Below are 12,218 nucleotides of genomic sequence, written 5' to 3' on the forward strand. Positions count from 1 at the left end.
CCCGCCCGCCTCTGCCGGGCGGGCCCGGACCTCTCCGTACCGGTGGCCGGAGCACTCCGTACCGGCGCCGGACATGTCCGTACCGGCATCAGAATCGTGTCAAGACCACGATCGTGCCCACCGGCCGCCCTGTCCGCCGCGATCGCGGAGGGTAGTTTCGACTCAGCCGACGCGTCGCACGCGGTGGCTCTTCCAGGAAGACAATGGGGCCATGGGACGCGGCAAGCTTCGTATCTACCTCGGGGCGGCACCGGGCGTCGGCAAGACGTACGCGATGCTCTCCGAGGCACACCGCCGGGTGGAGCGGGGTACCGACTGTGTGGTGGCCTTCGTGGAGCACCACGACCGGCCGCGTACGGAGGTCATGCTGCACGGCCTCGAAGAGGTGCCGCGCCGTGAGCTGGAGTACCGGGGGACCGTCTTCACCGAGATGGACGTCGACGCGGTGCTGGAGCGCCGTCCGGCCGTCGCCCTCGTCGACGAGCTGGCGCACACCAATGTGCCGGGCTCGCGCAACGTCAAGCGGTGGCAGGACGTCGAGGAACTCCTCAAGGCGGGCATCGAGGTGGTGTCCAGCGTCAATATCCAGCATCTCGAATCACTCGGAGACGTGGTCGAGTCCATAACCGGTGTGCGGCAGCAGGAGACCGTCCCCGACGAGATCGTCCGGCGGGCCGACCAGATCGAGCTGGTCGACATGTCGCCCCAGGCCCTGCGCCGTCGGATGGCGCACGGCAATGTCTACAAGCCCGACAAGGTCGACGCCGCCCTCTCGCACTACTTCCGCCCCGGCAACCTCACCGCCCTGCGCGAGCTGGCCCTGCTGTGGGTCGCCGACCGGGTCGACGAATACCTTCAGCAGTACCGCGGTGAGCACAACATCCGCACCACCTGGTCGGCCCGGGAACGGATCGTCGTCGGCCTCACCGGCGGCCCCGAGGGACGTACGCTGATCCGCCGCGCGGCCCGGATGGCCGCCAAGGGCTCGGGCAGCGAGATCCTCGCCGTCTACATAGCCCGCAGTGACGGTCTCACCGCCGCCTCGCCCAAGGAGCTGACCGTCCAGCGCACCCTGGTCGAGGATCTCGGCGGCACCTTCCACCATGTCATCGGCGACGACATCCCCTCCGCGCTGCTGGAATTCGCCCGCGGGGTCAACGCGACCCAGATCGTGCTGGGCTCCAGCCGCCGCAAGACCTGGCAGTACATCTTCGGACCCGGCGTCGGCGCCACCGTCGCCCGGGAGTCCGGCCCCGACCTGGACGTCCACATCGTCACGCACGAGGAGGCCGCCAAGGGCCGCGGACTGCCGGTGGCGCGCGGGGCCAGACTCGGCCGCTCCCGGATCATCTGGGGCTGGCTGGCCGGAGTCGTCGCGCCCGTCCTGCTCTCGCTGCTGCTGGCCAGGGTCGGCAACTCCCCGGGACTCGCCAACGACGTCCTGCTCTTCCTCTTCCTGACCGTGATGTCCGCGCTGCTCGGCGGGCTGCGGCCGGCGCTCGCCTCCGCCGCCGTCGGATCGCTGCTGCTCAACTTCTACTTCACCCCGCCCACCCACACCCTGACCATCTCGGACCCCAAGAACCTGGTCGCCATCGTGATCTTCTTCGCCGTCGCCGTGTCGGTGGCCTCGGTGGTCGACCTGGCGGCACGCCGTACCCATCAGGCGGCCCGGCTCAGAGCCGAGTCCGAGATCCTCTCCTTCCTCGCGGGCAGCGTGCTGCGGGGCGAGACCACGCTGGCCGCGCTGCTGGAGCGGGTCAGGGAGACCTTCGCCATGGAGTCCGTGGCGCTGCTCGAACGCGTGAGCGATGTCGACCCCTGGACCTGCGCGGGCAGCGTCGGACCTCAGCCCGTCGACCGTCCCGAGTCCGCCGATGTCGACATGCCGGTCGGCGACCATATGGCGCTGGCGCTCTCCGGGCGGGTCCTGCCCGCCGAGGACCGCCGGGTGCTCGCCGCCTTCGCCGCGCAGGCCGCCGTCGTACTGGACCGGCAGCGCCTGGTGGGCGAGGCCGCCCAGGCCCGTGAACTGGCCGAGGGCAACCGGATCCGGACGGCCCTGCTCGCGGCCGTCAGCCACGATCTGCGGACCCCGCTGGCCGGTATCAAGGCGGCGGTCTCCTCACTCCGTTCCGACGACGTCGAATGGTCCGAGGAGGACCAGGCGGAACTGCTCGAAGGCATCGAGCACGGCGCCGACCGCCTCGACCATCTCGTGGGCAACCTCCTCGACATGTCCCGGCTCCAGACCGGCACCGTCACCCCGCTGATCCGTGAGATCGACCTCGATGAGGTGGTTCCGATGGCGCTCGGCGGCGTACCGGAGGACAGCGTGGAACTGGACATCCCCGAGTCGCTGCCCATGGTGGCCGTCGACCCGGGCCTGCTGGAGCGCTCGGTGGCCAATATCGTCGAGAACGCCGTCAAGTACAGCCCCGACGGCCGGCGCGTCACCGTCGCCGCCAGCGCGCTGGGGGAGCGGGTGGAGGTACGGGTCGTGGACCGCGGCCCCGGCGTTCCCGAGGACGCCAAGGAACGCATCTTCGAACCCTTCCAGCGCCACGGCGACGCGCCGCGCGGGGCCGGGGTCGGTCTCGGGCTCGCGGTGGCGCGCGGCTTCGTCGACGCGATGGGCGGCACTCTCACGGCCGAGGACACCCCCGGTGGCGGCCTGACCATGGTTCTCACCCTCACGGCGGCGTCCGGCGGACTCACGCCGGTGCGCTCCGGACCACCGGCCCGGATCGGCTCATGACCGGGACAGCAGAAAGGCAGAACCCTATGACGCGGGTGCTCGTGGTCGATGACGAGCCGCAGATCGTACGCGCATTGGTGATCAATCTCAGGGCACGTAAATACGAGGTGGACGCGGCCTCCGACGGCACGAGCGCGCTCGAACTCGCCGCCGCGCGCCACCCCGATGTCGTCGTCCTCGACCTCGGGCTGCCGGACATGGACGGTGTCGAGGTCATCAAGGGCCTGCGCGGCTGGACCCGAGTCCCGATCCTGGTGCTCTCCGCCCGCCACACCTCCGACGAGAAGGTCGAGGCACTGGACGCGGGCGCGGACGACTATGTCACCAAGCCGTTCGGCATGGACGAGCTGCTGGCCCGGCTGCGTGCCGCGGTCAGACGCGCCGAGCCGGTGGGCGGGGACGGCGACGACTCCCTCGCGGTCGTCGAGACCGAGGGGTTCACCGTCGATCTGGCCGCGAAGAAGGTGCATCGCGAGGGCCGGGACGTACGGCTCACCCCGACCGAGTGGCATCTGCTGGAGGTGCTCGTACGCAACACCGGCCGGCTGGTCAGCCAGAAACAGCTCCTCCAGGAGGTCTGGGGGCCCTCGTACGGCACCGAGACCAACTATCTGCGGGTCTATATGGCCCAGCTCCGGCGGAAGCTGGAGGCGGACCCCTCGCACCCCAGGCACTTCGTCACCGAGCCGGGCATGGGGTACCGCTTCGAGCGTTGATCCCGCCGCCGGGTCCGGTGATCCGACGGCCGGTCCCGGACGGCCGGTCCCGGACGGGTGGTCCCGACGGGCGTCGATCATGTGTCGATCCGGCGCCCGCGCCCCTGGATCCGGCGCCCCCTCGCCCCGGTACGCTCTAGCTATGAGTGCTGAGAAGCCGACCGGCCGCTTCCGCCGGATGCTCGACCGGCTCTCCAGCTCCCAGGGGGATCTGGAGTCCGAGGAGCTGCGGGAGGACGCGCAGGCGTCGGGGTGCACGCGGATCTCCGACTGCAACGACCGCCAGATCGTCCGGGTGACTGGTACGTTGCGGACGGTCACGTTGCGTCCGCGGGCGGGAGTGCCCGCGCTGGAGGCGGAGCTGTTCGACGGCACCGCCCCGCTGGACGTGGTGTGGCTGGGCCGGCGCTCCATCGTGGGCATAGAGCCGGGCCGCAGAATGATCGCCTCCGGCCGGATCTCCCTGAGCCACGGCCGGCGGGTGCTGTTCAATCCCAAATACGAACTCCGACCGCTCGGACAGGAGTAGCCGGTGACGTCACTCGACAAGCCCGCCGCCTCGAACGTTTCCAGCGCTTCACCGGACGGGCCTGCCGGACCGGACGGTGCGGCAGGCCCGTCCGGTGCGGCGGGGCCGGATGGTGCGGCCGACGCGAAAGCCGTCACCGAGGCGGCTCTCTTCGAGGCCTTCGGCGGCCTGCGGGGCATGGTGGAGACAGTTGTCCCCGGCCTGCTCTTCGTCACGATCTTCACGATCAACCAGGATCTGCACACCTCGGCGATCGCGGCCGTGGCGGTCTCGCTGCTGCTGGTCGTGGTCCGGCTGGTGCGCCGGGACACCGTCAAGCACGCGTTCAGCGGCGTCTTCGGGGTGGCCTTCGGTGTCGTCTTCGCGATGATGACCGGCAACGCCAAGGACTTCTATCTGCCGGGCATGCTCTACACGCTGGGGCTGGCGCTCGCGTACATCGTCACCACGCTGGCGGGCGTACCGCTGATCGGACTGATCCTGGGTCCGGTCTTCAAGGAGAACCTCTCCTGGCGGACGCGGAACCCGGGCCGCAAGAAGGCGTACGCGAAGGCGAGTTGGGCGTGGGGGCTGATCCTGCTCGCCAAGTGCGCGATCCTCTTCCCGCTCTACTGGTGGGCCGACACGACCCAGCTCGGCTGGGTGCTCATCACGCTGAAGATCCCGCCGTTCCTGCTGGCCGTGTATCTGACCTGGGTCTTCCTGGCGAAGGCGCCGGCGCCGATCGACGTCTTCGCCGAGATGGAGGCGGAGGAGGAAGCGGAGAAGGCCCGCAAGGCCGCCGCCGCGACCACCCCGGACGGCCCGACCAGCCACCGCCGCGACCGCTGACCCCGGGGCCGAGGCCTCGGACGCTGAGCCACGGGCGTCGCCCGTAAGAGCCGCGGCCGAGCCGCGGCCGAGTCGAGGCCGAGTCGCGGCCGGGCAGGTGCCGGGTGTCGCGCGTACGGTCCTGGCGCGGTGCCGGCGGCGGGCGGTCGTGACCGGTGGGTGGCCACCGCGTGGCGGACATACGGAAACGGAAAGGGCCCGGCACCCGAGGTGCCGGGCCCTTTCGCGCGGGCCGCGTGCGCGGGGGCGTGGTCAGCCCGTCGCGTCCTCGCGGCGGACCGACAGAAGGTCCTCCAACTGCTCCTCACGGGCCTGGGCCGCGACGAAGAGCAGCTCGTCACCCGCTTCCAGCGTCTCCTCCGGATTCGGCGTCAGCACGCGCGTACCCCGGATGATCGTCACCAGCGAGGTGTCCTCGGGCCAGCTCACATCGCCCACCAGCGTGCCGGTCACGGCCGACTCCGGCGGCAGCGTCAGCTCGACCAGATTCGCGTCGCCATGGCTGAAGCGCAGCAGCCTCACCAGATCACCGACGCTCACCGCCTCCTCCACCAGCGCCGACATGAGCCGAGGGGTGGAGACCGCGACATCGACGCCCCAGGCCTCGTTGAACAGCCATTCGTTCTTGGGGTTGTTGACCCGGGCCACCACCCGCGGCACGCCGTACTCCGTCTTGGCGAGCAGCGAGACGACCAGATTGACCTTGTCGTCCCCGGTCGCGGCGATCACGACATTGCAGCGCTGGAGCGCCGCCTCGTCCAGCGAGGTGATCTCACAGGCGTCCGCGAGCAGCCACTCGGCCAGCGGCACCCGCTCCACCGAGATGGCGGTCGGCGCCTTGTCGATCAGCAGGACCTCGTGTCCGTTCTCCAGCAGCTCGCCCGCGATGGAACGGCCCACCGCGCCTGCTCCGGCAATCGCGACACGCATCAGATCCCGCCTCCTTCCGGTCCTTCGGCGAATGCCGCCTCGACCTTCTCGATGTCGTCCGTACGCATCATCACGTGGACGAGATCGCCCTCCTGGAGCACCGTCTGGGATGTCGGCAGCATCGCCTCGCCGAGCCGGGTGAGAAACGCGACGCGTACGCCGGTCTCCTCCTGGAGCGTGCTGATCTTGTGCCCGATCCAACTCGATGCCGTATGCACCTCGGCCAGTTGCACCCCGCCGCTGGGGTCGCGCCACAGCGGCTCGGCGCCCGACGGCAGCAGCCGGCGCAGCAACTGGTCGGCGGTCCAGCGGACCGTGGCCACCGTCGGGATGCCCAGGCGCTGATAGACCTCGGCCCGCCGCGGGTCGTAGATACGGGCGGCGACGTTCTCTATGCCGAACATCTCGCGGGCCACCCGCGCGGCGATGATGTTGGAGTTGTCTCCGCTGCTCACCGCCGCGAAGGCGCCGGCTTCCTCGATCCCCGCCTCGCGCAGGGTGTCCTGGTCGAACCCGACCCCGCTGACGCGACGGCCGCCGAAACCCGCGCCGAGCCGACGGAACGCGGTGGGGTCCTGGTCGATGACGGCGACTGTGTGCCCCTGTTGCTCCAGGGTCTGCGCGAGTGCGGCTCCCACCCGGCCGCAGCCCATGATGACGATGTGCACGTGGACTTACCCCGCACTCCTGGTCGCCTTGCTGACCTGCGAAAACACCCTGTTCACTCTTCCTTCTCGACCTGCCGGGCACCAAGCGGGAGACCGTATACGACGATTCCCCGGGTCGAGCTTATGCGGCAGGGGTGACAATCCAGTCATCCATGTGAGGGCTCGACCTGACAAGAGAGAGGGGTGCTGCCCGCACGGGCGGCTGTTCGAACGCATAGCATCCTGTCCGTGTCCAAACTGACCGACGTGCCCAAACGGATTCTCATCGGGCGGGCGCTGCGAAGCGACAGACTGGGGGAAACGCTCCTCCCCAAGCGCATCGCGCTGCCCGTCTTCGCCTCCGACCCGCTGTCCTCGGTGGCGTACGCGCCGGGAGAAGTCCTCCTGGTCCTGTCGATCGCGGGTGTGTCGGCCTACCACTTCAGCCCGTGGATCGCGGTGGCCGTCGTGGTGCTCATGTTCACCGTGGTCGCCTCCTACCGCCAGAACGTGCACGCCTACCCGAGCGGTGGCGGCGACTACGAGGTGGCCACCACCAACCTCGGCCCCAAGGCCGGTCTCACCGTCGCCAGCGCGCTGCTCGTCGACTACGTGCTGACCGTGGCCGTGTCGATCTCCTCCGGGGTGGAGAACCTCGGCTCCGCCATTCCCTTCGTCGTGGAGAACAAGGTCCTCTGCGCGATCGCGATAATCGTGCTGCTGACGCTGATGAATCTGCGCGGCGTCCGCGAGTCCGGAAAGCTCTTCGCGATTCCGACGTATGTCTTCGTCGGCGCGGTGTTCGTCATGATCGTCTGGGGCGCGGTGCGCGGACTGGCGCTCGGCGACACCATGAAGGCGCCCACGGCCGGCTTCCAGATCAAGCCCGAGGAGCAGGGACTGGCCGGCTTCGCGCTCGTCTTCCTGCTGCTGCGGGCCTTCTCCTCCGGCTGTGCCGCGCTGACCGGCGTGGAGGCGATCAGCAACGGTGTGCCGGCCTTCCGCAAGCCGAAGAGCAGGAACGCCGCGACGACGCTCGCCCTGATGGGCGGTCTCGCCGTCACCATGTTCTGCGGCATCATCGGCCTGGCCATGGCCACCGATGTGAAGATGGCCGAGAGCCCCGGGACGGATCTGCTCAGGGACGGTGTCCCCGTCGGGCCGGGCTATGTGCAGAACCCGGTGATCTCCCAGGTCGCCGCCGCCGTCTTCGGCGACGGTACGTTCTTCTTCGTCCTCCTCGCCGCGGCCACCGCGCTCGTCCTCTTCCTGGCGGCCAACACCGCGTACAACGGCTTCCCGCTCCTCGGCTCGATCCTCGCGCAGGACCGCTATCTGCCCCGGCAGCTCCATACCCGCGGCGACCGGCTCGCGTTCTCCAACGGCATCGTGCTGCTGGCGGGCGCCGCGGCCCTGCTGGTGGGTCTCTACGGCGCGGACTCGACCCGGCTGATCCAGCTCTACATCGTCGGCGTCTTCGTCTCCTTCACGCTCAGCCAGACCGGTATGGTCCGGCACTGGAACCGCCATCTCAAGACCGAGCGGAACGTGGCCAAGCGCCGCCATATGATCCGCTCGCGCGCGATCAACACCTTCGGTGCCTTCTTCACGGGGCTGGTGCTGATCGTGGTCCTCGCCACCAAGTTCACCCATGGCGCCTGGGTCGCGCTGCTCGGCATGGTGATCTTCTACGGAACGATGACCGCGATCCGCAAGCACTACGACCGGGTCTCCGACGAGATCGCCGCCGAGGAGGGCCCGTCGGACGACAGCGTCAAGCCCTCCCGGGTGCACTCCATCGTGCTGGTGTCCAAGGTCCACAAGCCCACGCTGCGGGCGCTCGCGTACGCCAAGCTGATGCGCTCGGACACCCTGGAGGCGCTCAGCATCAGCGTCGACCCGGCCGAGACCAAGGCGCTCAGGGAGGAGTGGGAGCGGCGTGGCATCAATGTGCCGCTGAAGATCCTCGACTCCCCGTACCGCGAGATCACACGGCCGGTCATCGAGTACGTACGGGGCCTGCGGACCGAGAATCCGCGTGACGCGATCAGCGTGTACATCCCGGAGTACGTGGTCGGCCGGTGGTACGAGCATCTGCTGCACAACCAGAGCGCGCTGCGGCTCAAGGGGCGGCTGCTCTTCACACCGGGGGTCATGGTGACGTCGGTCCCGTATCAGCTCGAATCGTCGGAGCTGGCGAAGCAGCGGGCGAAGAAGCGGCGGGCGTACAACGCGCCGGGGTCGGTACGGCGTGGTCCTGTGGACGCGCGGCCGAGGGAATCGGGAACGGGTGGCGGGGGTGCCGCGGGCACCGCTTCCGGGGGCGCCGGCAACGCGGGCAGGACCGGCGGTGGCGGCAGCCGTGGCGGGGGCAGGGCTGGTGGCGGTGGCGGGACTGGTGGCGGCAGCGGGACCGGCGGTGGTGGCGGGGGCAAGGACAGGGACTGAGCTGTCCGTGGCGGGCGGCCGGGCGACACACACGTAGACTGGTGGGCTGGTGTCCCGCCGTGTCCCTCGACGCGTCGTATCCCCGCCCTCGACGCCTTTCGATGTCCCCGAATGTCCCCCGAATGTCCCTCGCACCCTTGATCCTTTGGAGCCACCCCGTCATGCACACAGAACCGCAGGCTTCGTTGATCGGGGAGGAGTACGAGGTCGAGGTGGGCCCCGTCGCACACGGCGGCCACTGCGTGGCCCGTACCGACGGGGGCCGGGTGCTCTTCGTACGGCACGCCCTGCCCGGCGAGAAGGTCCGTGTCCGGGTGACGGAGGGCGACGAGGACTCCCGCTTCCTCCGCGCGGACGCGGTGGAGATCATCGACGCTTCCAAGGACCGGGTCGAGGCGCCGTGTCCGTACGCAGGTCCCGGCCGCTGCGGCGGCTGCGACTGGCAGCACGCCAAGCCCGGCGCGCAGCGGCGCTTCAAGGGCGAGGTCATCGCCGAGCAGCTGCACCGGCTCGCGGGCCTCACTCCCGAGGAGGCGGGCTGGGACGGGACCGTCATGCCCGCGCCGGGCGACAAGCTGCCGACGGGCGAGGTCCCCGCGTGGCGCTCACGCGTGCAGTACGCGATCGACGAGAACGGACGCGCGGGGCTGCGTCGGCACCGCTCGCACGACGTCGAGCCGGTCGAGCACTGCATGATCGCCACGGAGGGCGTCAGCGAACTGGGCATCGAGCGGCGCGAGTGGCCGCAGATCGCGACGGTCGAGGCGATCGCGGCATCGGGCTCCGGCGACCGCCAGGTGATCCTCACCCCGCGCGAGGGCGGCCGGCTGCCGCTGGTGGAACTGGACAGGCCCGTGTCCGTACTGCGCGTGGAGGAGCACGACGGGGGAGTGCACCGGGTGCACGGCCGCGCCTTTGTGCGCGAGCGCGCCGACGGCCGTACGTACCGCGTGGGCATGGGCGGCTTCTGGCAGGTGCACCCGAGCGCTCCCCAACTGCTCGTCGAGGCCGTGATGCAGGGCCTGATGCCGAGGAAGGGCGAGACCGCGCTCGATCTGTACTGCGGGGTGGGCCTGTTCGCCGGGGCGATCGCGGAGCGCGTCGGGGAGACGGGCGCGGTGCTGGGCATCGAGTCCGGCAAGCGCGCGGTGGAGGACGCCCGGCACAACCTCCAGGACCTGTCCCGCGTCCGTATCGAACAGGGCAAGGTCGACCAGGTCCTGCCACGTACCCGGATCACCGAGACGGACCTGATCGTCCTGGACCCCCCGCGCGCGGGCGCCGGCAAGCAGACCGTCAAACACCTCTCCACCCTGGGCGCGCGCCGTATCGCCTACGTGGCCTGCGACCCGGCGGCCCTCGCCCGAGACCTGGCCTACTTCCACGAAGGCGGCTACCGCCCCCGCACACTGCGCGCCTTCGACCTCTTCCCGATGACGCACCACGTGGAGTGCGTGGCGATCCTGGAGCCGGCGAAGAAGGACGCCTGAACACCGGAAGTCTCCGTCGCACAGGTCTCTCCGGCCCGGGTCACGCGGACCGGGGGCAAGGACTTCGCGCGCGGGCCGGTCGGGCTATGGAGGACGGCGCCGTGGTCCGAGGTCTCGCGTGGCTGGTATCACCTGGCCACCCAGATACCAGGCCGGTATCATCGCTGTATGGCGATGACACTCCGACTCCCTGACGACCTTGACGCGAAGCTCACCGAGCGTGCTCGTCGGGAGCGACGCAGTAAGCAAGAGCTTGCCATTGAGGCCATCCGTGATGCCCAGGATCGGGCCGAGCTGAAGGTCGATGACGTCTTGGCCGAGCTCATGGACAGCGATGCGGAGATCCTGGACTACCTGAAGTGACCGAAGTGCGCTACATCCAGATCGACGAGATCCTGGCCGTTGCCCGCAAGGTCAACGGTACTGAGCACAGCGTGCGTGACATGGGACTCCTGGTGTCGGCGATTGAACGGCCGCGGACCAACGTGTTCGGAGCCGAGCTGTATCCCACGCTGCACGAGAAGGCGGCAGCGCTGCTGCACTCCGTTGCCCGAAATCACGCGCTGATCGACGGCAACAAACGCACCGCCTGGCTCGCCATGCGTGTCTTCCTGCGATTCAACGGCGTCAGCGCCGGTACCGTCCCGCCGCCCGTCTCCATTGCCGGCCCGTTTGTCGAGGAAGTCGCGCAGGACAACATCGATGTACCGGTCATTGCCAAGCGCCTGTCGGTCTGGTTCCCCATTTCCTGACACACGACGACGTGAGAGCCGGACCCGCGCGTGCCCGGCTCTCACGCATCACGCGGCTTTCTCATGATCAGACAGGGACCGGGGCTCAGATGCCGATTGATCGGGGTCCTCATCCGCGACGTGGGGCAGGACGTCGCGCAATCTCGATGTGCTGCGTCTGCCCCAACCCCGTCAGAAGCGGGTCCGACGGTGAGGAGTCGGCGGCCCGTGCTGCCCGCCACGGTGTGCTGGGTGCCGAGATAGGCATACAGGGGGTGACGTTCCCTGATCAGCCACTGAACGAGGCAGAAGGGACGCCCACGCGGTTTGGCCTCGACATGCCGTTCAAGCTCCCCACGCGCGGCCGCACTCACGCCACCCCAGTGGTGGACGACCGCATCGCTCATCAGTTCGGCGCCTAATCCCGACCTTGGGACCGCGGGTCGAAGGGCCCCCAGCGCGGCCCCCAGCGCGGCTATCAGCAGCAGGCACATCAGTACTAGCAAGATCGTCGCGAGCAGGGGCATGCCATCCGTGCTCGACAGTACGGCGACGCCTGCGGTCAGCAATCCACCGGCTATTCCACACAACGCAGTGGCCTGGTCTCCGAAGCAAGGCCGGCGGGGTCTGCGCAGGTGTGGCGTCGCATGGTCGAGTTCACTGTCGGCCGGCAGTCTGGTGTCACGTCCGCGAACGAGTGCGCTCCCGCGCCTCCGCTGCCGAACGGTAGCCCGCCTCGTGGAGTCTGGGCTGGTCGGCCGTGACGCTCGTTTGACGCCTCGACCGTCTGACACTCCCAATCCAGCTCGGGGAAAGTGCCTCTGACCTGTATGTTTTCAGGACCTCAACCTAGGGGGCGCCTTCCCGATGACGCACCACGTGGAGTGCGTGGCGATCCTGGAGCCGGCGAAGAAGGACGCCTGACCTACGGGTTTGTGGGTGCGCGTTGCGCGCTTGTCGTCGACCGGGAGCCGTGGGCCTCTGCGACGAGTCCTTGTCTGACAGGTGCGGCTCCGGACGGTTCCCGGAGGCGGTTCAGGGCGGTCCGCTTTCGGTTGAACACGTCGTCGGACGCCGGCGTGGTGGCCGGCTTCAGGCACTCGGCGGACAACTGCCGGGTGACTTGGGAGGGCGGGGC

General features: G+C 69.4%; 10 protein-coding genes. 8 read left to right on the forward strand and 2 right to left on the reverse strand.

Annotated features, from left to right (window positions below):
* Positions 1-211 precede the first annotated feature (211 nt).
* The 4 genes from ACWGDX_RS01355 to ACWGDX_RS01370 all read left to right on the forward strand — a co-directional run bounded on the left by ACWGDX_RS01355 (position 212) and on the right by ACWGDX_RS01370 (position 4,834).
* A complete protein-coding gene (locus ACWGDX_RS01355) occupies positions 212-2,758 on the forward strand; it encodes an ATP-binding protein (RefSeq protein ID WP_453621041.1) in 2,547 nt (848 codons plus the stop codon).
* 26 nt (positions 2,759-2,784) lie between these two features.
* Positions 2,785-3,474, forward strand: coding sequence for a response regulator (locus ACWGDX_RS01360; protein ID WP_363081536.1), 690 nt, complete (start codon positions 2,785-2,787; stop codon positions 3,472-3,474).
* A 142-nt stretch (positions 3,475-3,616) separates the two neighbouring features.
* The gene (locus ACWGDX_RS01365) at positions 3,617-4,003 is read left to right on the forward strand and encodes an OB-fold nucleic acid binding domain-containing protein (protein WP_363081538.1); all 387 of its coding nucleotides are present in this window, start codon (positions 3,617-3,619) and stop codon (positions 4,001-4,003) included.
* Positions 4,004-4,006: 3 nt separating this feature from the next.
* Positions 4,007-4,834 (forward strand): DUF3159 domain-containing protein, encoded by an 828-nt coding sequence (locus ACWGDX_RS01370; RefSeq protein ID WP_453621043.1) that lies wholly within the window; start codon positions 4,007-4,009, stop codon positions 4,832-4,834.
* A 252-nt stretch (positions 4,835-5,086) separates the two neighbouring features.
* Here the strand turns inward: ACWGDX_RS01370 and ACWGDX_RS01375 are convergent, their stop codons facing one another.
* Together ACWGDX_RS01375 and ACWGDX_RS01380 are read right to left on the reverse strand one after the other, a co-directional pair.
* The gene (locus ACWGDX_RS01375; protein ID WP_453621045.1) at positions 5,087-5,764 is read right to left on the reverse strand and encodes a potassium channel family protein; all 678 of its coding nucleotides are present in this window, start codon (positions 5,762-5,764) and stop codon (positions 5,087-5,089) included.
* Positions 5,764-6,432: a potassium channel family protein gene (locus tag ACWGDX_RS01380; RefSeq protein ID WP_363081540.1), complete on the reverse strand. Its 669-nt coding sequence runs from the start codon at positions 6,430-6,432 to the stop codon at positions 5,764-5,766. Before ACWGDX_RS01380 ends, ACWGDX_RS01375 begins: the two co-directional genes overlap by 1 nt.
* A gap of 228 nt (positions 6,433-6,660) precedes the next feature.
* On the opposite strand from ACWGDX_RS01380, the gene ACWGDX_RS01385 reads away from it, so the two are divergent.
* From ACWGDX_RS01385 to ACWGDX_RS01400, 4 genes are all read left to right on the forward strand, one after another.
* A complete protein-coding gene (locus tag ACWGDX_RS01385) occupies positions 6,661-8,859 on the forward strand; it encodes an APC family permease (protein WP_453621048.1) in 2,199 nt (732 codons plus the stop codon).
* Positions 8,860-9,020: 161 nt separating this feature from the next.
* On the forward strand, positions 9,021-10,349 hold the full coding sequence (locus ACWGDX_RS01390; RefSeq protein WP_453621050.1) for a class I SAM-dependent RNA methyltransferase: 1,329 nt from the start codon (positions 9,021-9,023) through the stop codon (positions 10,347-10,349).
* Between the two features lie 168 nt (positions 10,350-10,517).
* Complete coding sequence (locus tag ACWGDX_RS01395) at positions 10,518-10,712, forward strand: ribbon-helix-helix protein, CopG family (RefSeq protein ID WP_031089472.1); 195 nt, start codon at positions 10,518-10,520, stop codon at positions 10,710-10,712.
* Positions 10,709-11,101: a type II toxin-antitoxin system death-on-curing family toxin gene (locus ACWGDX_RS01400; RefSeq protein ID WP_453621052.1), complete on the forward strand. Its 393-nt coding sequence runs from the start codon at positions 10,709-10,711 to the stop codon at positions 11,099-11,101. Before ACWGDX_RS01395 ends, ACWGDX_RS01400 begins: the two co-directional genes overlap by 4 nt.
* Positions 11,102-12,218 lie beyond the last annotated feature (1,117 nt).

The organism is Streptomyces sp. NPDC055025 (genome assembly GCF_053608565.1).

What these genes read in the sequence shown, in the direction of transcription:
- ACWGDX_RS01355 (WP_453621041.1), top strand. Translation starts at nt 212, where the DNA reads ATGGGACGCGGCAAGCTTCGTATCTACCTCGGGGCGGCACCGGGCGTC.
- ACWGDX_RS01360 (WP_363081536.1), top strand. Translation starts at nt 2,785, where the DNA reads ATGACGCGGGTGCTCGTGGTCGATGACGAGCCGCAGATCGTACGCGCA.
- ACWGDX_RS01365 (WP_363081538.1), top strand. Translation starts at nt 3,617, where the DNA reads ATGAGTGCTGAGAAGCCGACCGGCCGCTTCCGCCGGATGCTCGACCGG.
- ACWGDX_RS01375 (WP_453621045.1), bottom strand. Translation starts at nt 5,764, where the DNA reads ATGCGTGTCGCGATTGCCGGAGCAGGCGCGGTGGGCCGTTCCATCGCG.
- ACWGDX_RS01390 (WP_453621050.1), top strand. Translation starts at nt 9,021, where the DNA reads ATGCACACAGAACCGCAGGCTTCGTTGATCGGGGAGGAGTACGAGGTC.
- ACWGDX_RS01395 (WP_031089472.1), top strand. Translation starts at nt 10,518, where the DNA reads ATGGCGATGACACTCCGACTCCCTGACGACCTTGACGCGAAGCTCACC.